This window comes from Agrobacterium sp. DKPNP3, from assembly GCF_052686535.1.
Window position 1 is genome coordinate 1 of record NZ_JBQYSN010000093.1, and the last position, 19,689, is coordinate 19,689.

At 60.4% G+C, this 19,689-nt stretch carries 17 protein-coding genes, 1 tRNA gene and 1 pseudogene; 11 read left to right on the top strand and 8 right to left on the bottom strand.

Annotation, left to right across the window (positions count from 1 at the left end):
* Positions 1-205, bottom strand: a 205-nt coding sequence (locus tag ACUTJJ_RS20510; RefSeq protein ID WP_445543259.1) for a hypothetical protein, incomplete at its 3' end; no start/stop codon positions are given.
* 373 nt (positions 206-578) lie between these two features.
* On the opposite strand from ACUTJJ_RS20510, the gene ACUTJJ_RS20515 reads away from it, so the two are divergent.
* The 6 genes from ACUTJJ_RS20515 to ACUTJJ_RS20540 all read left to right on the top strand — a co-directional run bounded on the left by ACUTJJ_RS20515 (position 579) and on the right by ACUTJJ_RS20540 (position 7,281).
* The gene (locus ACUTJJ_RS20515; protein ID WP_209085497.1) at positions 579-2,375 is read left to right on the top strand and encodes an acyl-CoA dehydrogenase C-terminal domain-containing protein; all 1,797 of its coding nucleotides are present in this window, start codon (positions 579-581) and stop codon (positions 2,373-2,375) included.
* 37 nt (positions 2,376-2,412) lie between these two features.
* Entirely contained in the window at positions 2,413-3,621 is a 1,209-nt protein-coding gene (locus ACUTJJ_RS20520) for an acetyl-CoA C-acetyltransferase (protein ID WP_445543260.1), read from the top strand.
* 98 nt (positions 3,622-3,719) lie between these two features.
* The gene (locus ACUTJJ_RS20525) at positions 3,720-5,936 is read left to right on the top strand and encodes a 3-hydroxyacyl-CoA dehydrogenase NAD-binding domain-containing protein (protein WP_445543261.1); all 2,217 of its coding nucleotides are present in this window, start codon (positions 3,720-3,722) and stop codon (positions 5,934-5,936) included.
* 161 nt (positions 5,937-6,097) lie between these two features.
* A complete protein-coding gene (locus ACUTJJ_RS20530; protein ID WP_445543262.1) occupies positions 6,098-6,529 on the top strand; it encodes a hypothetical protein in 432 nt (143 codons plus the stop codon).
* A 250-nt stretch (positions 6,530-6,779) separates the two neighbouring features.
* Positions 6,780-6,855, top strand: a tRNA-Phe gene (locus tag ACUTJJ_RS20535).
* A gap of 153 nt (positions 6,856-7,008) precedes the next feature.
* Entirely contained in the window at positions 7,009-7,281 is a 273-nt protein-coding gene (locus ACUTJJ_RS20540) for a hypothetical protein (protein WP_445543263.1), read from the top strand.
* Positions 7,282-7,744: 463 nt separating this feature from the next.
* On the opposite strand, the gene mnhG is transcribed toward ACUTJJ_RS20540, so the two are convergent.
* The 7 genes from mnhG to ACUTJJ_RS20575 all read right to left on the bottom strand — a co-directional run bounded on the left by mnhG (position 7,745) and on the right by ACUTJJ_RS20575 (position 14,225).
* Positions 7,745-8,089 carry a monovalent cation/H(+) antiporter subunit G gene (mnhG, locus tag ACUTJJ_RS20545; protein WP_063949663.1) on the bottom strand — a complete coding sequence of 115 codons (345 nt, stop codon included), beginning with the start codon at positions 8,087-8,089 and terminating at the stop codon, positions 7,745-7,747.
* Positions 8,086-8,367: a K+/H+ antiporter subunit F gene (locus ACUTJJ_RS20550; protein WP_004439850.1), complete on the bottom strand. Its 282-nt coding sequence runs from the start codon at positions 8,365-8,367 to the stop codon at positions 8,086-8,088. The genes mnhG and ACUTJJ_RS20550 overlap by 4 nt, the downstream gene beginning before the upstream one ends.
* On the bottom strand, positions 8,364-8,852 hold the full coding sequence (locus ACUTJJ_RS20555; protein ID WP_063949664.1) for a Na+/H+ antiporter subunit E: 489 nt from the start codon (positions 8,850-8,852) through the stop codon (positions 8,364-8,366). The genes ACUTJJ_RS20550 and ACUTJJ_RS20555 overlap by 4 nt, the downstream gene beginning before the upstream one ends.
* Positions 8,849-10,495: a monovalent cation/H+ antiporter subunit D gene (locus tag ACUTJJ_RS20560; protein WP_063949665.1), complete on the bottom strand. Its 1,647-nt coding sequence runs from the start codon at positions 10,493-10,495 to the stop codon at positions 8,849-8,851. Before ACUTJJ_RS20560 ends, ACUTJJ_RS20555 begins: the two co-directional genes overlap by 4 nt.
* Positions 10,492-10,827: a Na+/H+ antiporter subunit C gene (locus ACUTJJ_RS20565; RefSeq protein ID WP_003493763.1), complete on the bottom strand. Its 336-nt coding sequence runs from the start codon at positions 10,825-10,827 to the stop codon at positions 10,492-10,494. The genes ACUTJJ_RS20560 and ACUTJJ_RS20565 overlap by 4 nt, the downstream gene beginning before the upstream one ends.
* A complete protein-coding gene (locus ACUTJJ_RS20570) occupies positions 10,827-13,745 on the bottom strand; it encodes a monovalent cation/H+ antiporter subunit A (RefSeq protein ID WP_445543264.1) in 2,919 nt (972 codons plus the stop codon). The genes ACUTJJ_RS20565 and ACUTJJ_RS20570 overlap by 1 nt, the downstream gene beginning before the upstream one ends.
* 102 nt (positions 13,746-13,847) lie before the next feature.
* A complete protein-coding gene (locus tag ACUTJJ_RS20575; RefSeq protein WP_445543267.1) occupies positions 13,848-14,225 on the bottom strand; it encodes a hypothetical protein in 378 nt (125 codons plus the stop codon).
* A 515-nt stretch (positions 14,226-14,740) separates the two neighbouring features.
* Between ACUTJJ_RS20575 and ACUTJJ_RS20580 the strand changes: the two genes are divergently transcribed.
* The 5 genes and pseudogenes from ACUTJJ_RS20580 to cheR form a co-directional block, all read left to right on the top strand.
* The gene (locus ACUTJJ_RS20580; protein ID WP_445543265.1) at positions 14,741-16,336 is read left to right on the top strand and encodes a methyl-accepting chemotaxis protein; all 1,596 of its coding nucleotides are present in this window, start codon (positions 14,741-14,743) and stop codon (positions 16,334-16,336) included.
* Positions 16,336-16,635, top strand: coding sequence for an STAS domain-containing protein (locus ACUTJJ_RS20585; protein ID WP_144575891.1), 300 nt, complete (start codon positions 16,336-16,338; stop codon positions 16,633-16,635). Before ACUTJJ_RS20580 ends, ACUTJJ_RS20585 begins: the two co-directional genes overlap by 1 nt.
* Positions 16,632-16,997, top strand: a complete 366-nt coding sequence (gene cheY1 / locus ACUTJJ_RS20590) for a chemotaxis response regulator CheY1 (RefSeq protein WP_003493773.1) — start codon at positions 16,632-16,634, stop codon at positions 16,995-16,997. The genes ACUTJJ_RS20585 and cheY1 overlap by 4 nt, the downstream gene beginning before the upstream one ends.
* A 16-nt stretch (positions 16,998-17,013) precedes the next feature.
* Positions 17,014-19,278, top strand: coding sequence for a chemotaxis protein CheA (locus ACUTJJ_RS20595; RefSeq protein ID WP_445543266.1), 2,265 nt, complete (start codon positions 17,014-17,016; stop codon positions 19,276-19,278).
* Between the two features lie 13 nt (positions 19,279-19,291).
* Positions 19,292-19,689 (top strand): annotated as a pseudogene (gene cheR / locus ACUTJJ_RS20600) (protein-glutamate O-methyltransferase CheR); the annotation flags it as partial.

Below are 19,689 nucleotides of genomic sequence, written 5' to 3' on the forward strand. Positions count from 1 at the left end.
GGGTCACGCTCGCGCGGACTTCACGCGGCGCGGCAGGGGCGTCGTTCTTCTCCACCGGCTGCGCGCTCGCAGACCGCGGGTCGCGCGGAAACTTCTGGCTCATCAGCCCTTCGATACGGGCTTCAAGGCCTTCAATGGTGCGATTGAGAGCATCAAGGGACGACCTGTCGCCTGGCTGTTGGGTTTTCGATCGCAATCCGTTCATCTTCTCGCTCGCTTCGCTTCCGCCCGCCGTGCCCGGTTTCTGTCGCGACGTTCTGTCCCATCACGTCATCGCCGCAACATGCAGCAGTTCCTGAGCCGGTATTTGCCCCCATCGAGGAAATTGCGCCGCCGAACGAAGCAGTTACCTCTGTCCGGAGAATTCACGAAACGTGGTAAAGAAGTGGTTAACTATGGTCGGAATTTTTTAACTTTTGCCGTGCCTGACCGGCCCGAGGCCGATGGGCGGGGTAATGCGTAACACGCCTTGGCAATATTCCGCCGAAATCTGTTTGACGTTTACGCGCACGTCAAATATTGTCACGTCATATCGGCCGGATTGGCTCCGGCGCCCACGATGCGGAGGAACATCGGTAATGCCTGTTTACAAGGCCCCAGTTAAGGACACGCTTTTTATCCTGAATGACGTTCTCGGCCTGGAGCGGTATAATAACCTGCCCGGCTTCGAGGATGCGACGCCTGACATGATCGAGGCAATCACCGGCGAAGCGGCAAAGCTTGCCGAAGAGCGGCTTTTCCCGCTTAACCTTTCCGGTGACCAGCAGGGCTGCAAGCGCGCCGATGACGGCTCCGTCTCCGTGCCGGATGGTTTCAAGGAAGCCTATGACGCCTATTGCGAGGGCGGCTGGATCGGTCTTGCCGTGCCGCCGGAGTTTGGCGGTCAGGGCCTGCCCTATACGCTGCATGCGGCAATCGGCGAATATATGTCGTCCGCCAACCTGTCCCTGATGATGTATCCCGGCCTGACGCAGGGCGCGATCGCTGCGATTTTAGTGCACGGCACGCAGGAGCAGAAGCAAACCTATCTGCCGAATATGGTTGGTGGCACATGGTCCGGTACCATGAACCTCACCGAACCCCATTGCGGCACCGATCTCGGCCTGCTGCGCACCAAGGCCGTGCCACAGGCTGACGGCAGCTACAAGATTTCCGGTCAAAAGATTTTCATCTCGGCCGGCGAACATTCCATGACTGATAACATCGTCCATCTGGTGCTCGCCCGCATCGAGGGCGCGCCTGAGGGCACCAAGGGCATTTCGCTCTTCATCGTACCGAAGTTCCTGGTGAAGGAAGACGGCACGCCGGGCGAGCGCAACGGCGTCACCTGCGGTGCGATCGAACACAAGATGGGCATTCACGGCAACGCCACCTGCGTCATGAACTATGATGACGCGACCGGCTATTTGCTGGGTGCGGAAAACAAGGGCCTCTCGGCCATGTTCGTGATGATGAACGAAGCCCGCCTCGGCGTCGGCCTGCAGGGGCTCTCGGTTGGCGAGATTGCCTATCAGAACGCCGTCGAATACGCCCGAGAGCGCATTCAGGGCCGTTCGCTTTCCGGCGCAAAATTCCCGGACAAAAAGGCCGATCCGATCATCGTCCACCCGGATATCCGCCGCACGCTGATGACCATCAAGGCCTATAACGAGGCAGGCCGCGCTTTCCTTTTGTGGACGGCGCTGCAATCCGATATCGCCCATCGCTCCACCGATGAGAAGGAGCGGCAGGCGGCAGACGACCTGCTCGGTCTCGTCACGCCGATCCTCAAGGGCGTGCTGACCGACAAGGGCTTCGACCACGCCGTGATGGCCCAGCAGGTCTTCGGCGGCCATGGCTACATCGAAGAACATGGCATGAGCCAATATGTCCGCGATGCGCGCATCACCATGATCTATGAGGGGGCGAACGGCATTCAGGCACTCGATCTGGTGGGCCGCAAGCTCGGCATGAATGGCGGCCGCGCAGTCATGGCGCTGTTCAAGGAAATCGGTGATTTCTGTGAGGAAAACCGCGCCGACGAAAAGCTGACCCTCTACACCAAGGGTCTGAAGAAGGGCTTGAACGACCTTCAGGCCGCAACCATGTGGTTCATGCAGAACGCCATGGCCAAGCCCGACAATGCCGGTGCCGGTTCGACCGACTATATGCATCTCTTCGGCATCGTGGTGCTGGGTTACATGCAGGCGCGTATGGCGAAAGCGGCAAGCGAAGCGCTTGCGGCAGGCAGCGCTTCGGACGAAGATTACCTCAAGACCAAGCTTGTCACGGCGAAGTTTTACATGGAGCGCATCATGCCGGAGACGGCGCTGCGCAAAGCCCGCATCGAAACCGGCGCGGACACCACGATGGAACTGGCCGCAGAAGCATTCTGAGACATCTGGCGTTCAAGACGCCGCAGGGAGAGAATTGATGACCGACGTATTTATCTACGACCATGTCCGCACCCCGCGCGGACGCGGCAAGAAGGATGGCAGCCTGCATGAGGTGCCTTCCGTTCGCCTGGCCGCCAAGACGCTGGAAGCCATCCGCGACCGCAATGGGCTCGACACGTCCGCTGTCGATGACATCATCATGGGTTGCGTCGATCCCGTCATGGATGCTGGCGCGGTGATCCCCAAAGCTGCCGCTTTCGAGGCGGGTTATTCCAATAAGGCCCCGGGCATGCAGATTTCGCGCTTCTGCGCTTCGGGTCTCGACGCCATCAACTTCGCGGCCGGCAAGGTGAAGGCCGGTTCGGATGATATCGTCATCGCCGGCGGCGTCGAAAGCATGTCCCGCGTCGGCATGGGCATGTCCGGTGGCGCCTGGTACATGGACCCCTCGGTAAACTTTCCGGCCTACTTCATGCCGCAGGGCGTGTCGGCCGATCTCATCGCCACCAAATACGGCTTCTCCCGTGACGATGTCGATGCCTATGCCGTCGAAAGCCAGAAGCGCGCCGCGCATGCCTGGGAAAACGGCTATTTCAACAAATCGGTCATTCCGGTGAAGGACCAGAACGGCCTGACGATCCTTGACCGCGATGAGCACATGCGCCCCGGCACCGATATGCAGGCGCTGGCCTCGCTCAACCCGTCCTTCCAGATGCCGGGTGAAATGGGTGGCTTCGAAGCCGTTGGCATCATGGCCCACCCGGAAGTGGAGCGCATCAACTACGTCCACCACGCCGGCAACTCATCCGGCATCGTCGATGGTGCTGCCGCCGTGCTGGTTGGTTCGAAGGCGGGCGGCGAGGCAATGGGCGTGAAGCCGCGTGCCCGCATCAAGGCTTTCGCCAATATCGGCTCCGACCCCGCGCTGATGCTGACCGGCCCGGTGGATGTGACCGAAAAGCTTCTGAAGAAGACCGGCATGTCGCTTGCCGATATCGATCTCTTCGAACTCAACGAAGCCTTCGCCGCGGTGGTCCTGCGTTACATGCAGGCTTTCGGCATCGATCATGATCGGATGAACGTCAACGGTGGCGCGATCGCCATGGGTCATCCGCTGGGTGCAACCGGCGCGATGATCCTCGGCACGGTGCTGGATGAACTGGAACGGCGCGATCTGAACACCGCGCTCGTCACGCTTTGCATCGGCGCCGGCATGGGCACGGCGACGGTTATCGAGCGGGTCTGAGACAGCGGCTACAGCCCGCTTCCGTCATCCTCCGGTCAAGCCCGAGGATGATGCGTAACGCGAAGCGGCCATTACGATTCAGGGAAGAGGAATCCCAAATGAGCACTTACACCAATTTCACCATCGAGACGGATGCAGACGGCATTGCCCTCGTCACCTGGGACATGCCGGAAAAATCCATGAATGTCTTCACGTCGGAGGTTCTGGAGGAACTGAACGCCGTCGTTGATGCCACCGTCGCCGATGCTGCGGTCAAAGGCGTTGTCTTCACATCAGGCAAGAGCACCTTTTCCGGTGGTGCCGATCTCTCGATGATCAAATCGATGTTCTCCTTTTACCATGAGGAAAAGGCAAAGAACCCGGACGAAGCGGCACAGAAGCTGTTTGATCTTGTCGGCAGGATGAATGGCCTGTTCCGCAAGATTGAGACCAACGGTAAGCCCTGGGTCTCCGCGATCAACGGTACCTGCATGGGCGGCGCGCTCGAGCTGTCGCTCGCCTGCCACGGCCGCGTGGCCTCCAGCGCCAAGAACCTCAAGATGGCGCTACCGGAGGTCAAGGTCGGCATCTTCCCAGGTGCGGGCGGCACCCAGCGTGTGCCGCGCCTGACCGATGCACAATCCGCCTTGCAGATGATGACCACGGGCCAGTCGCTGACCGGTGCGCGCGCCAAGGCCATGGGGCTGGTGCACCAGGTGGTCGAGCCGGATCAGCTGGTCGCAACCGCAAAGCAGATGATCAAGGACGGTCTGAAGCCCGTCGCGCCTTGGGATGAAAAGGGCTTCAAGGCCCCCGGCGGCGGCATCTGGACTCCTGCGGCTGCCCAGCTCTGGCCCGCAGCCCCCGCGATCCTGCGCCGCGAGAGCGCCGGCAACTATCCGGCGGCACTCGCCATCCTCAAATGCGTCTATGAAGGCCTGCAATTGCCCTTCGATACGGCGCTGAAGGTGGAGCAGCGCTATTTCACCGAAATCCTTCGCTCGAAGGAAGCGTTCGGCATGATCCGCTCGCTGTTCATTTCCATGCAGGAACTGGGCAAGGGCGCACGCCGCCCTGCCGGCCAGCCGAAGACGGAGTTCAAGAAGGTCGGCGTCGTCGGCGCGGGCTTCATGGGGGCGGCCGTCGCTTACGTCACCGCCGCGGCGGGTATTCCCGTCACGCTGGTGGATCGCGATCAGGAAGCCGCAGACAAGGGCAAGGGCCATTGCGAGGAAAGCGTCAAGGCCGCCATCGGCAAGGGTAGGCTGACGCAGGATGAAGGCAAGGCCCTGCTCGACCTCGTCACGCCCACATCCGACTACGCCGCACTCTCCGACGCCGATCTCGTCATCGAAGCCGTGTTCGAGGACCGCGACGTGAAGAAGGCCGTCATCGAAGCCGTGGAAGCCGTTTTGCCCGAAGGCGCAATCTTCGCCTCCAACACCTCCACCTTGCCAATCACGGGGCTGGCAAAGAACTCCAAGCGTCCGACCGATTTCATCGGCATCCACTTCTTCTCGCCGGTCGAGAAGATGATGCTGACGGAAGTCATCTTGGGCAAGGAAACCGGCGACAAGGCGATCGCCGTCGCGCTGGATTACGTGGCGAAGATCAGGAAGACCCCGATTGTCGTCAACGATACGCGCGGCTTCTTCGTCAATCGCTGCGTCCTGCGTTACATGGCGGAAAGCTACGATATGCTGATCGAAGGCGTGCCGCCCGCCATGATCGAAAATGCCGCGAAATTTGCCGGCATGCCGGTCGGCCCGCTGGCGCTGAACGACGAGGTAGCGATCGATCTCTCCTACAAGATCCTCAAAGCCACCGTCGCCGATCTCGGCGAAAAGGCCGTCGATCCGCGTCATATGGAGCTCGTGAAGAAGCTGGTGGAAGGCGAAGGCCGCTTCGGCCGCAAGAACGCCAAGGGCTTTTACGACTACCCGCCAAAGCCCGCCAAAAAATCCCTCTGGCCGGGCCTGAAGGATCTTTATCCGCAGCAGAAGCCTGAAGACGTGGATATGGAGGTGCTGAAACAACGCTTCCTCGTCACCGTGGCGCTGGAAGCCGCCCGCACGGTGGAGGAAGGCATCGTCACCGATCCGCGGGAGGCCGATGTCGGCTCCATCCTCGGTTTCGGCTTTGCGCCCTATACCGGCGGTGCGCTGTCCTACATCGACGGCATGGGCGTGAAGAGCTTCGTGGCGCTCGCCGAAAAGCTCAGCGAGACCTATGGCCCGCGCTTCAGGCCGACGCCGCTGCTGAAGGATATGGCCGCCAAGGGTGAAACCTTCTACGGCCGCTTCGATCCCTATGCCGGCGCGGCCAAGGCCGCGTGATCGACGGTCAAGGCAGGATTTTTGAACAGGCCCTTCGGGGCCTGTTTTATTATGTTGGCACTGCCGCTTTCCGTGCATCCTTTACCCGGCTCAGGCGTTGACTGGCAGGACAGGGCAGAAAACGCCCGCCCCAAGCAATAAGCACGTCTCAGGAGACAGCCATGAAAGCGCCACTGCGATCCCACGGTTTTGAAAAGCCTTCCGACCTCGATGATGAACTCGCCGAATTGGACGAAGAGGCCGAGGCTGTCGCCGCAGAAGAGAAGACAGAGACATCCGCCGCACGAAGCAACAGCGCCGCCGATGCCATCGACCCTGCGGTAAGGGCCGAACTCGATGAACTGCGTCGGCAAGTCGACAAGATCAGACGCGATCTCAAGCGGCTGGAGGCTGCCCGTCACCCCCGTCGGGAGCACGAACACCCAAAGCACGAGCGCGACCGGGAAAATTCCCGTTTGATGACCGTCGTACGCTCCGTGGCCGTCACGTCGCTCGCCAGCCGTATATTCGCCACGTCACCGGTCATGGCGGCACTCGTCGCAGTCGTTCCGTTCGCGTTGGGCTTCGCGGCGCGGCGAAGCGAGGACGCCTAACGCAGGACCTTTCCGTCCCGAGCATTGTGGTCTCATCCGTTAGCCTGTTGGAGGTGGGGCCGCGCATTCAGGCCGCCGGTGATGCGGTCCAAATGCAATGTTTATCCCATCCACAGGCAGTTTGAAAAAACTGTCAAAAAACTTTGCGATGGCGCTTGCCATGTTCGAACAAGATGTTATAACCCCGCTCACTTTCGGGGCGCAAATAGCCCCGACCGCGAAAAGCGGAGGTTCTTCAAGGACCTGAAGTGCCCGGATAGCTCAGTTGGTAGAGCAGCGGATTGAAAATCCGCGTGTCGGTGGTTCAAATCCGCCTCCGGGCACCATTAAGTCTCCCGGTGTCCAGACCGTCATCGACCCACTGCCAGTCTGGTTCTATCACTACAATCGCATTAACCCTCGCAAAGCTCGCGGCTACCGCTCGCCAAAGGAATTCCTGGCCGACAAGATACGCCAGCCTCGTTCATTGGAGGAATTTGATGAGAGTAACTGTGATATTCGGTCCGGAATACAATGAGACCCTACGAACAACGGTCATGGATGTTATGGAGCAGCTCGGTGCTTCAGTCGAAAGTCGGAATTGGTCCGTTGCTGGTTCGCAGGAAATTGAGACCGTTCAGGCGCGATTGGCTGACCAAGAAATTATCATAGAGGCAGAAACCTATATTGGCCTTTCCATCACTGGCGATGAGGCCACGGTCAATGAAATCTCCGAGCGAGTGAGGCAGGCCACTCAAACGATCCCAACCTGATCCTGTCCGGTATCTGGGGCCAATTACAGAGCGCGCAGTCACCCCGGATGCCTATCTGGGCCTTTGCCGCCATGGCCGGGCGCGTTCGCCAAAAGATTGGTGAGGGACGGCAGCTGCGGGAAATTGCCTGATCAGATTATCGCGAACGAATATTTTCCGGGGCGGGGCATCAGCGCGCATGTCGACTGTGTCCCATGTTTCGATGATGCAGTCGGGTTGATAAGCCTTCTATCCGCTTGCGAAATGTTTTCGCGATCTGCGCGGACCGGCACATGCGTTGTGCTTCAGCCCCGAGTGCTTCAGCCCCGATCGGGCGGCCTGCCCATGGACTCCGGCCGGTTTGATTGGACCCATGAAGTTTCGGCTCGCAAATCGGATATTGTGAACGGGGTAAAGACCGTCCGAAGCTGAAGGATTTCCCTCACTTTTCGCAAGGTCATTGCTTCAACATCGACCTGAGCAATTACAAATGCTCCCGGTTATCCGTATTCTGCTCCGCCCGGTCCCGGTAAAGTGCTGCCCGCCCGAGCAGCATCAGGGAAACCGGCGTCGTCACCGTCATAAAGATGCCGATGAAGATCTCGTGGAAAGCGAAGCGGCCGCCGGAGACGGAGAAATAGATGATGGAGGCCATGACGATGCCGCCGGTGCCCCAGCTGGTGCCGAGTGTGGGGGCATGCAGCCGCTCGTAAAAGCTGCTTAGCTTTGCAAAGCCGATGGAACCGATCAGCGTCAGCGAGGCGCCGAGGAGGACGAAGAAAGCCACGGCGATCGCGGCCCAGAGCGGGAATTCTTGAGCTTCGATCATTCGATCACCTCGCCACGCATGAGGAATTTTGAAAGGGCCACGGTGGACACGAAGCCCAGGATGGCGATCAGCAGCGATGCCTCGAAATAGATATCGTTGCCGGTGCGCAGGCCGAAGGTCAGCAGCAGCAGCATGGCGTTGACATAGAGCGTGTCCATGCCCAGCACTCGGTCCTGCGCGCGGGGGCCGATGGCGATGCGATAGACCGAGATCGTCATGGCGATGGCCAGCATCAGCTGCGCTAGTGAAAAGGACCAGAAAAGGATAATCGAACTCATTCGAATATCTCCATCAGCAGTTTTTCATATCGGTTCTTGATAAGGCTAATCCAGGCGGCCTCGTCGACGTCGTCGAGAACGTGCAGCAGAAGCGTGCCTTGGCTGGAATTATATTCGAGCCAGGCGCTCCCCGGCGTCGAGGTCAGGATGGTCGCCAGAACGGCCAAAGCCATCGGGTCGCGGATGTCGAGCGGCACCGCCAGAAAGCCGGATGTACGGTCGCGGTCACGCCGAAACAGAATGATCGTCATAACAGCGAAATTGGATCTGATGATGTCGTAAAGCACGATCAGGATCAGATAGGCGAGCTTGTGCCAGTTGCGGATGCGCGGCTTGGCTGGACGCAGCGACGCCATCGACCAGGACGCGATGAGCGCGACGCCGGTGCCAAGCAGCAGATGGCCGGGGGAAAAGCTGTTGATCGTCATCCAGAAGATGATGAGTGAGAGCGTCAGCAGCGGATAGGGAAGGAGACGGCGGATCATGGCTCTGCCTCCGGATTGGTGCCCGCTCGTGGTGCAGAAATGACGCCCTGAATATAGCTCGCCGGCAAATCCAGAATGCGCGCCGTCTCCTGCATGTAACGCATGACAGGCCCGGCCTGCACGGTCATGGCAAGGGTGAGGGCGAGCAGCAGCATGATCGGCGCGATTTCGATGACGAGCACACGCGGCACGGTGCCCTCGATGGACGCCCAGAAGGTGCGGATGCCGGCTCGGGTCATCGAGATCAGTGAGGCGAAACCGGAAAAGACGATCAGGAAGACGATCCACCAGGAGAGCGTGGAAACGCTGTCGTTGGCACCGAGACCCGATGGGTTGAGGATTGCCGTGAGCATCGAGAACTTGGCAATGAAGCCTGATAGCGGTGGCAGGCCGGCAAGAAGAATGCCGCAGGCGGCAAAGCAGGCGCCGAGCACCGCCATGGTCGCGGGCATGGTGACCCCGACTTCCTCTTCTTCCTCTTCCTCCTCGCCTTCGCCATAGGCCTCCATGGTCACGGCAAGAACGTTCGCACCCGCGTCCTGGCCGCGCTCGACAAGTTCGATGAGCATGAAAAAGGCGCTGATCGTGAGGGTGGAGCTCACGAGATAATAAAGCGCGCCGGCCGCCACTGTCGGATTGCCGGTGCCCATGGCGGCGAGCAGCGTTCCTGAGGAAACCAGAACCGAAAAGCCGGCAAGCCTTCCCAACGCCTGCGATGCCAGAACCCCAATCGCTCCGAAGATGATGGTGGCGATGCCGCCGACGAGCAGCGCATCATGGCCAAAGCCGGCGGATTCCCCGGCTGTCTGTCCAAAAAGCAGGAAGGACAGGCGCGCGATGACATAAATGCCGACCTTGCTCATGATGGCGAACAGGCCGCCAACCGGGGCGGAGGCTGCACCATAGGCGGAGGGGAGCCAGAAATTCAGCGGCCACATGCCGGCCTTGACCAGGAAGGCAATACCGAGAATGGCGGAGCCGGTTTCGAGCAGCATGCGCTGGTCCGGGTTCAGCCCCTCTATCCGGTGGGCAAGATCACCCATGTTCAGCGTGCCCGTGACGCCATAGATCAGGCTGACGCCGATCAGGAAGAACAGCGCGGCCACGAGGTTGATGGCAATGTAATGCAAGCCCGCCTTGACGCGCTGCTGGCCCGAACCATGCAGCAAGAGGCCATAGGAAGCCGCCAACATCACTTCGAAGAACACGAAGAGATTGAAGAGGTCGCCGGTCAGAAACGCACCATTGACGCCCATCAGCATCATCTGGAACAGCGAGTGAAAATGCGCGCCGGACTTGTGCCACTTCGCCATGGAATAGATCAGCGACGGAATGGCAAGCAGCGCTGTGAGCAGCACCATCAGGCCGGAAAGCCGGTCGGCGACGAGCACGATGCCAAAGGGTGCCGGCCAGTTGCCGAGCAGATAGACCCCGCTCGAAACGACGGCGGCGATCTCGGTATTGACCGTCGAATTCACTTCGCGGAACAGCAGGATCGCAACCACCAGCAGGAGCACGGTGGAGGTAAAGCTGATGGCGGCCTTCGCCACGCGCTGGCGCTCGTCGAAGAACAGCAGCAGCGCGGCGGTAATCAGCGGCAAAAGGATCGGCGCGATCACGATGTGGAAGGGGAACGACATCATTTCGACTCCCTCCCGTCCACATGGTCGGTGCCGGTAAGGCCGCGCGCGGCAAGCAGCACCACGAGGAAAAGCGCGGTCGTGGCAAAGCCGATGACGATGGCGGTCAGCACCAGCGCCTGCGGCACCGGGTCTGCCAGCGTTGAACTGTCGACGCCGTTGACCAGCACCGGCGGCGCATTGGTCTTGATGCCGCCGACGCCGAATATGAAGAGATTGACGGCGTAGGAGAGCAGCGACAGGCCGACGATGACCTGATAGGTGCGCGGGCGCAGGATGAGCCACACGCCGGAGCCGGTCATGATGCCGATGCCGATGGCGAGAATGAGTTCCATTACACGTCCTCCGCTTTTGCGGCGTCAGGCGTGCGAACGCGGTAGTTACGCAACGATTGGTGTGCCAGTGCTATCAGGATAAGAACGGTGGAGCCGACGACCAGCGAGAAGACGCCGAGATCGAACAGCAGGGCGGAAGCAGTCGGCATTTTGCCGATATAGGGTATTTCCGTATATTGGAAATAGGAGGTCAGGAACGGGTAGCCGAAGTACCACGAGCCGATACCCGTGGCCGCGGCCATCAACAGGCCAAACCCCATCCAGCGCAATGGCAGGATGCGGATGCGATCTTCCGCCCAGCGCGCGCCCCCGGCCAGATATTGCAGCAGGAAGGCGATCGCCATGGTGATGCCGGCCGCGAAACCGCCGCCGGGCATGTCATGGCCGCGCATGAATAGGAAGATCGAGAAGGTGATGATGACAGGGAACATCCACTGCATGACGATGGACGGCACGTAGAGATAGTCGCGCACCGTATCGCCCTTGCTCCGGTCGGGACGTTCGGCATCGAAGGCATTCTGCAACTGCTGCTGTTCCGGCACGCCAATGCTTTCATGAGCGGGACGGAAACGGCGGAGCAGGGCAAACACGGTAAGCGCCACAATGGCCAGAACCGCAATTTCCCCGAACGTATCGAATCCGCGGAAGTCGACCAGGATGACATTGACGACATTGGTGCCGCCGCCTTCGGTATAGGCCCGTTCCAGGAAATAGGTGGCGATCGCATTCGGCACCGGCAGCGTCATCACGGCATAGGCGATGACGGACATGCCGATACCGCTGGCGGCTGCCAGCAGGAAGTCGCGGGCGCGGCGAAGCTGCGCCGGCAGTTCATCGCTGCTGTCGACCTTTTCGAAGCGTTTCGGCAGCCACCGGAGACCTAGCAGGATGAGAACCGTGGTGACGATTTCCACCAGCAACTGGGTGATGGCGAGATCCGGCGCGGAAAGCCACACGAAGGTGAGGCAGGTGACAAGCCCGGAGACGCCGAGCATGACGAGCGCGGCGAGACGGTGATATTTCGCCTGCCAGGCGGCGCCCATGGCCGCAATCATGCCAATCAGCCACAGAATAGCGAAGATCGGATCGAAGGTCGTGACGCGCGGCAGCGAGAGGGAGAATTCAGAAAGGAAGAGCGGCGAGAAACCGGCAAGAAGCGCCACGAGGATGAGAAGCCTCAGCTGCGGCTGCAGACGCCGCGTGCCGAGCGTGCTTTCCAGCCACCGCGCCCATTTCCAGGACACGGTGACGATGATGCGCTCGAAGATGCGCTGTCCCCGTAAATGCCGGAAGACAGGCGGGCCATCGTCGCAGCGCGAGAAATAGCCGCCGAGGAGGGCGTAGATCGCCACGCCGCCGATCAGCGCCGCGATACTCATGATCAGCGGCAGGTTGAAGCCATGCCAGATTGAAAGGCTGTAGACCGGCGTCTGCGCGCCGAGCACCGAAAGCACGGCGGAATGCAGGAAGGGACCAATCGACAGGCTCGGAACGATACCGACGATCAAGCAGGCGAAAACCAGGAACTCGATCGGGAAGCGCATCCAGCGTGGCGGCTCATGCGGATTGGGGTTGGGCAGATCGACGGGCTTGGGTCCGAAGAAGACCGTGTGGATGAAGCGCAGCGAATAGGCGACGGCGAAGGCGCCCGACAGCGTCGCGACATAGGGCAGCGCCCGGTCGAGAAGCGAGTCGGCATGGGTCTCGACGGCCTCGGCAAAGAACATTTCCTTGGAGAGGAAGCCGTTGAACAGCGGCACGCCGGCCATCGCCGCGCTTGCCGCCATGGCGAGTGTCGCCGTTGCGGGCATATAGGTGTAAAGCCCGCTCAAGCGTCGCATATCGCGGGTGCCGGTCTCATGGTCGATGATGCCGGCCGCCATAAACAGCGAGGCCTTGAAGGTGGCGTGGTTGACCATGTGGAAAATGGCCGCCACCGCTGCGAGCGGACTGCCAAGGCTGAGCAGGGTGGTGATAAGGCCAAGATGGCTGATTGTGGAATAAGCGAGCAGGCCCTTCAGGTCCTGCTGGAACATGGCGAAATAAGCGCCGAGCAGCAGGGTGATCACACCGGCGACACCCAGCAGCCAGAACCACTCGGGTGTGCCTGCGAGCACCGGCCAGAACCTTGCCAGCAGGAAAACGCCCGCTTTCACCATCGTGGCCGAATGCAGGTAAGCGGAAACCGGCGTCGGAGCGGCCATGGCATTGGGCAGCCAGAAGTGGAAGGGAAACTGCGCGCTTTTCGTCAGCGCACCGCCGAGAATGAGGATGAGCGCCGGTAGGTAAAGCGGGTGGGCGCGGATGGCCGCACCTGCCTCGATAATTTTGTCGAGGTCATAGCTGCCGGCCATGTGGCCGAGGATCAGCAATCCGGCCAGCAGACTGAAGCCGCCGATACCGGTCACCGTCAGCGCCATGCGGGCGCCGTCACGCGCGCCAGCGTTCTGGTGCCAGTAGCCGATCAGCAGGAACGAAAAGATGCTCGTCATTTCCCAGAAGATGGAAAGCAGAATGACGTTGCCGGACAGGACGACGCCGAGCATGGAACCCATGAAGGCAAGAAGAAAGGCAAAGAAGCGCGGTATCGGGTCTTCCGCCGACATGTAATAGCGGGCGTAGAGGACCACCAGCAGGCCGATACCGGTAATCAGCATCGAAAAAATCCAGGCAAATCCGTCAAGCCGGAGCGTGAAGTTCAACCCCAGCTGCGGTAGCCATTCGACATCGTATTTTAAGGCCGCGCCGCCGCTGACGCTGGTATAAAGGAAAATACTGCTGACCAGCCCGAAAAGGGCGACCGCACCCGCAACGGATGCGGGAGCGGCGGCAGCACCCTCGCGCGGCATGAATGCCGTCAGGAGGGCGCCGACGAAAGGCAATGCGACAATGAATGGTAGAATGGTTGCAAGTGTCATATGCGGCGGCGGTTTTCTCTCTGGAATGGAGCTTGCGGCGGATTTCCGACGACTCCAATCCTTCGGGATTCCCAATGAATCCCACGATGATCGCCGGAATGACTAGTACATAAGATGCGGAGGCGCGCGTGGTACCACGCTGGCAAAGTCTCGTGACGCTTGTGGCGCGACGGCAACAGCAACGAGCCGCGCCTTGGTCTCGCGGGCGATGCCCATTGCGGGCAAAGGAAATGCCGTCTGGTCAAACCCGGCAACACTATTACCGGCCCTGCAGCCGAAATTGCTGTCGCTGTCGCACTGTTTGTCGCGAAGCGAAGGAGAACGGCCGAGATCGACGGTCTGCATGCGCTCGAGGCGGCTGGACTTCGTAAGGGGCTTGATACCCGATGGCGCCTGGAAGCCGATCATCACGAGAAGGCTCGCGACCACGAGACCGATCAGCACTTGCGGATGGCGCCTTGAACTGCGGCCTTTCTCCATCCATTGCAAGTTGGCATCTCCTTGATCGAAAAGGTCTCTTTAAAGCATCACCGCTCAGCGAATATCCCGTTGATTTGTTTTAGGGGAAGCCACCGGCGCTTGTCCAGCACGCAGGCCGGAAAAACCGCCTTGAACGGCCAATTCCTTTTCGTTTTTGCCCGTTTGCGGCAAAGTCGGGGCGGGGGCTGTTAAAAGACTTTACAAATTTTACGGTTTGACCGGGAACGCGCCGTTTCTTAACTTTCAAGCAAGGAATTAACCATAAAGATTGGTGGTATTTCCACGGCGGAATGGGGCCTCTCCCCTTCCAGGCATGACGCCGCACTGCCGTACCGGTGCCGATCCGGTATTTCGTTTCTTGGTTCAAGAAGGTCTGGCAAGCGTCGATGCCGCATCGTCCGCGATGGGTATGTTCGTTCAAAAATCCCTGGAGGGTGCTGACGTTCTGAACCTTGGTCAATCTGGCCGGGTTCTTCCGGCTGTCATGGTGTTGGGGACGTCGGTTGGGGCAGGACTTGCCATCAGATCAAGCGCGCAGATCGCCAGGCGGAAGCCTGGCGGGACGGTTGCGCTTTGCCGGTCTCGATGAAAAGCAATCCGATTTTTTGCGCAGCTACCGCGGCATGCTGGAGCCTTACGTCAAGGCCGGCCTGCGCGACGTGATGACCCGTTTCCAGTCCATGCCGGACTGTTCCCCGTCGTTCGAAAGCGAAAACCAGCTTGAGCGCCTGCACGATCTGCAATCCTCGCACTGGAGCGTGCTGACGGATGCGCGGTTCGACGCGCTTTACGCCGAGCGGGTGAAGGTTCTCTCAGACAATGCCAGCCGCATGGGTCTCGACCCGCGCTGGCAGATCGCCAGCCACGCCGTCGTTCTGGAACATCTTGTCGGCGGGCTGGTCGCCGAACACGCACCCCGATCCATCCTGCCGGGCGGCCGGAAAAAGAGCCGCGAGCTGGCCGAAGCCGTTAAGAATGTTGTTCGCCTGGTGATGGTCGATAGCGAGATAGCCGTCTCGTTGCGTTTTAACGAGTTGCGCCTGCGCCATGGCCGCGAGTTGCAGGAGCAACGCGATAATGACCGTGCCGAAGCGGCAAACCTGCTCGGTTCGGCGCTGAAGGCATTTGCGGCGGGCGATTTGCAGGCACGTGTCGCAGGTGACGTTCCCGATGCCTACCGGGATGTCGCGACAAGCTTCAACACGGCGCTTGAGACCATAGGTGCGTCGTTGACGGCGGCCCGTACCAGCGTCGGCGAGGCCGAGGCCTTGAGCGGACGTTTTGCCGATATCGGCCGTTCCATTGCCGAGCGTTCACGCCAGCAGGCCGAAGCCCTTGCCGAAACCTCCCGCGCGATTCAGGGGCTCATCGGCAATGTTGCCGAAAACGGGGCTCGCATTGCGGCGACCGAAAAGGCCGTGTCTAGCGCCCGTGACGCAGCGGTCGAAAGCGGCCGGGCGATCGGCGAGGCCATCGACGCCATGTCCGATATCGAACAGTCGGCCGAGCAGATCGGCAGGATCATCGGCACTATTGACGAGATCGCATTCCAAACCAATCTTCTTGCGCTCAATGCAGGCATAGAGGCGGCCCGGGCGGGTGAAAGCGGTCGTGGTTTTGCCGTTGTCGCGCAGGAAGTCCGTGCGCTTGCGCAACGGTCCGCCGATGCCGCACGGGAGATCAAGAGCCTTGTCGGCACCACCAAGACCCAGGTCGAAGGCGGTGTGCGCATGGTCAACCGCACGCAGGAAGCAATCGGTGGCGTCGTCCAGCAGGTTTCCGGCATCAGCGACATGATCGTGGAAGTATCGCGGCACACGACCGGTCACGCCGGCGAACTGCAATCCGTCGCGGCCGATATCGTTGAGCAGCAACAGCAGGCAACCCGCAATGCATCCGAAAGCGGCGCCAGCGCTTCCGAGGCGGACGCGCTTCACACCGTCATTCTGGAACTCGGCCGCACCGTGCGCGAATTTCGTATTGCCCGCCAGGAACATTTCGCTGCCGCCGCCGGTGTGGATCGGCATCAGTCATCATTTATCGCCCGTGAGGATAGCCGCACGGATTACCGCCAGGATTACCAACAATTCAGACGTCAGGGAGTCATGTAATGGCAGCCAGAAAAGCAGCTGAGGCGACGCTGAAACTGTCACCGGTGCTGGACCTCAACGAAGCATCGGCCCTGCACGGCAAGCTGATGACGTTGCGGGGAGCACCGCTGTCGGTGGATGCGTCAGAGGTGGAACGTATCGGCGCCCTCTGCGCGCAGGTCCTGATGGCCGGTGCCAAATCCTGGCAGGAGGACGGCAAACGCTTCGGCTTTGCCAGCGTGTCCGACGCATTCGACAAGACCATGAAACTGATAGGCGTCGATATCGATCATTTGCTCCTGAAGGAGATGCAAAAGTGAAGAAAAAAGTCCTTACCGTGGATGATTCCCGGACGATCAGGAACATGCTCCTGGTCACCCTCAACAATGCCGGCTTCGAAACCATTCAGGCCGAAGACGGGATTGAGGGCCTCGAAGTACTCGAGCAGAGCAACCCCGACGTTATCGTGACAGACATCAACATGCCGCGTCTCGACGGCTTCGGCTTCATCGAGGGTGTGCGTCGCAACGAAAAATATCGGGCGATCCCGATCCTCGTTCTGACGACCGAAAGCGATGCAGAAAAGAAAAACCGCGCCCGCCAGGCCGGTGCGACCGGCTGGATCGTCAAGCCGTTCGACCCTGCCAAACTCATCGATGCCATTGAACGCGTAACCGCCTGATACGGGACATTTCACGATGGATATGAACGAAATCAAGGAAATCTTTTTCCAGGAATGCGAGGAGCAGCTCGCCGAACTGGAATCGGGGCTTCTTAAATTGAATGACGGCGACCGTGACCCGGAAACCGTCAACGCCGTTTTCCGTGCCGTTCATTCCATCAAGGGTGGGGCTGGTGCCTTCGGTCTCGATGATCTCGTGGCCTTCGCCCACGTCTTTGAAACGACCCTCGACTGCGTGCGCTCCAACAAGCTGGAACCGACGCAGGACGTTCTGAAAGTGATGCTGCGCTCCGCCGATGTGCTGGCAGACCTCACCAATGCCGCAAGAGACGGCGGAAGTGTCGATGACAGCCGCACCCGTGGCCTCGTCAAGGAACTGGAGGCTTTGGCCAACGGCGAAGCCGTTCCGGCATCCGCGCCGGCTCCCGTTGCCGTCAAGGCGCCGGAACCCGTGAAGGCCAAGCCGACGGATGAGAGCGGTTTCGAGCCGATTCCTTTCTCCTTCTCGGATTTTGCCGACGAAACCACGCCGCTGATGGAAGCGCCGTCCTTCCAGATCAGCTTCAAGCCGCATGCGTCGCTTTATTCCAAGGGCAATGAGGCAGCACTTCTCCTGCGTGATCTCTCGCGGGTCGGCGACATGAGCATCAATTGCGACATGTCGGCGCTGCCGTCGCTCGACAAGATGGACCCGGAGGCCGCTTATTTCTCGTGGACTGTTTCCATCACCACGGAAAAGGGCGAGGAGGGTATCCGCAGCGTCTTCGAATTCGCCGAGTGGGATTGCGATCTCGACATTGCGCCTCTCGTTTCGGAGGCCACCGCAGAGGCCGAAGAACTGCCGATGATCCCGGTTCCGTTCGACCTTTCAGCACTCGATAGCGGACCGGAAGAACAGCCTGCTTTTGAAAGCGTCGCGGCGCAAACGTCTTTCGTTGCCGAAGCCGTCGAGACCGCGGTCGCGACGACGCAAATCGCCCAGAGCGTCAATGCCGCCATCGAAAAGCGTGAAGCCGCGGCAGCGCCCGCCGCAGCGGCGCAGGCAAACGCCAATGCCGCCGCGAATGCGAGCGCCGGCCAGACCATCCGCGTCGATCTCGACCGCGTCGACCGCCTGATCAACCTCGTTGGCGAGCTCGTCATCAATCAGGCGATGCTGTCGCAGAGCGTCATCGAAAACGACGCCAGCGGCACGTCTGCCGTCAATATGGGTCTCGACGAGCTTCAACAGCTAACGCGCGAAATCCAGGACAGCGTGATGGCCATCCGCGCGCAGCCGGTGAAGCCGGTCTTCCAGCGCATGTCGCGTATCGTCCGCGAAGTCGCCGACATGATCGGCAAGCAGATCCGCCTCGTCACCGAAGGTGAGAATACCGAAGTCGACAAGACGGTCATCGACAAGCTGGCCGAGCCGCTGACGCATATGATCCGCAACGCCGTCGACCACGGCATCGAAACGCCGGAAAAGCGCGAAGCCGCGGGCAAGAACCCGGAAGGCACCATCAAGCTTTCGGCCAAGCACCGCTCGGGCCGTATTCTCATCGAGCTTCAGGATGACGGTGCAGGCATCAACCGCGAGCGCGTGCGCCAGAAGGCCATAGACAACGATCTGATCGCTGCCGATGCGAACCTGACGGATGAAGAGATCGACAATCTCATCTTCGCGCCGGGCTTCTCGACGGCCGACAAGATTTCCGACATTTCCGGCCGTGGCGTTGGTATGGACGTGGTCAAACGTTCCATTCAGGCGCTGGGTGGCCGTATCAACATCTCCTCGCGTCCCGGCTTCGGCTCCACCTTCACCATGAGCCTGCCGCTGACGCTTGCCGTTCTCGATGGCATGGTGGTAACGGTCGCCGGCCAGACGCTGGTGGTGCCGCTGACCGCGATCGTCGAAACCCTGCAGCCGGAAGCGAAGAACATTCATTCCTTCGGCGCGAACCAGCGGTTGATATCCATCCGCAACTCCTTCTGCCCGCTCGTCGATGTCGGCCGCGTTTTGAACTTCCGCCCGACCCAGGCCGATCCGGTCGAAGGTGTGGCGCTTCTGGTGGAATCGGAAGGCGGCGGCCAGCGTGCGCTGATGGTTGACGCCATCCAGGGCCAGCGTCAGGTCGTCATCAAATCGTTGGAAGCCAACTATACCCATGTGCCGGGCATTGCCGCCGCCACCATCCTCGGAGACGGACGCGTTGCGCTCATTCTGGATGTAGACGCCATCGTCAGCGCTTCGCGCGGGCAGCCACTCAAGCAGGAAATGTCGCTCGCGGCGACAGGTTGAAGGCGGATCATCCATGGCAGCACTTAATTTCAGCGACCAGCGCCAGTCTCCCGACGAGGTTCTTGCCAGCGGCGAATACCCGCTGACGAGGCGCGACCTGTCGGAAATCGCGGCGATGATCTATGCCGATGCCGGCATCTACCTCAACGACACCAAGGCGTCGCTGGTCTATTCCCGCCTGTCGAAACATATTCGCAATCTCGGCCTTTCCGGCTTTCGCGAATATTGCGCGCTTGTCTCTTCGCCGGAGGGTGCGCAGCCGCGTCGGGAAATGCTGTCGCACCTGACGACGAATTTCACCCGCTTCTTCCGCGAAAACCATCATTTCGAACATCTTCGCGACGAGGTCCTGCCGGGGCTCATCGCCCGCGCAAAGAGCGGCGGGCGCGTGCGCATCTGGTCGGCCGCCTG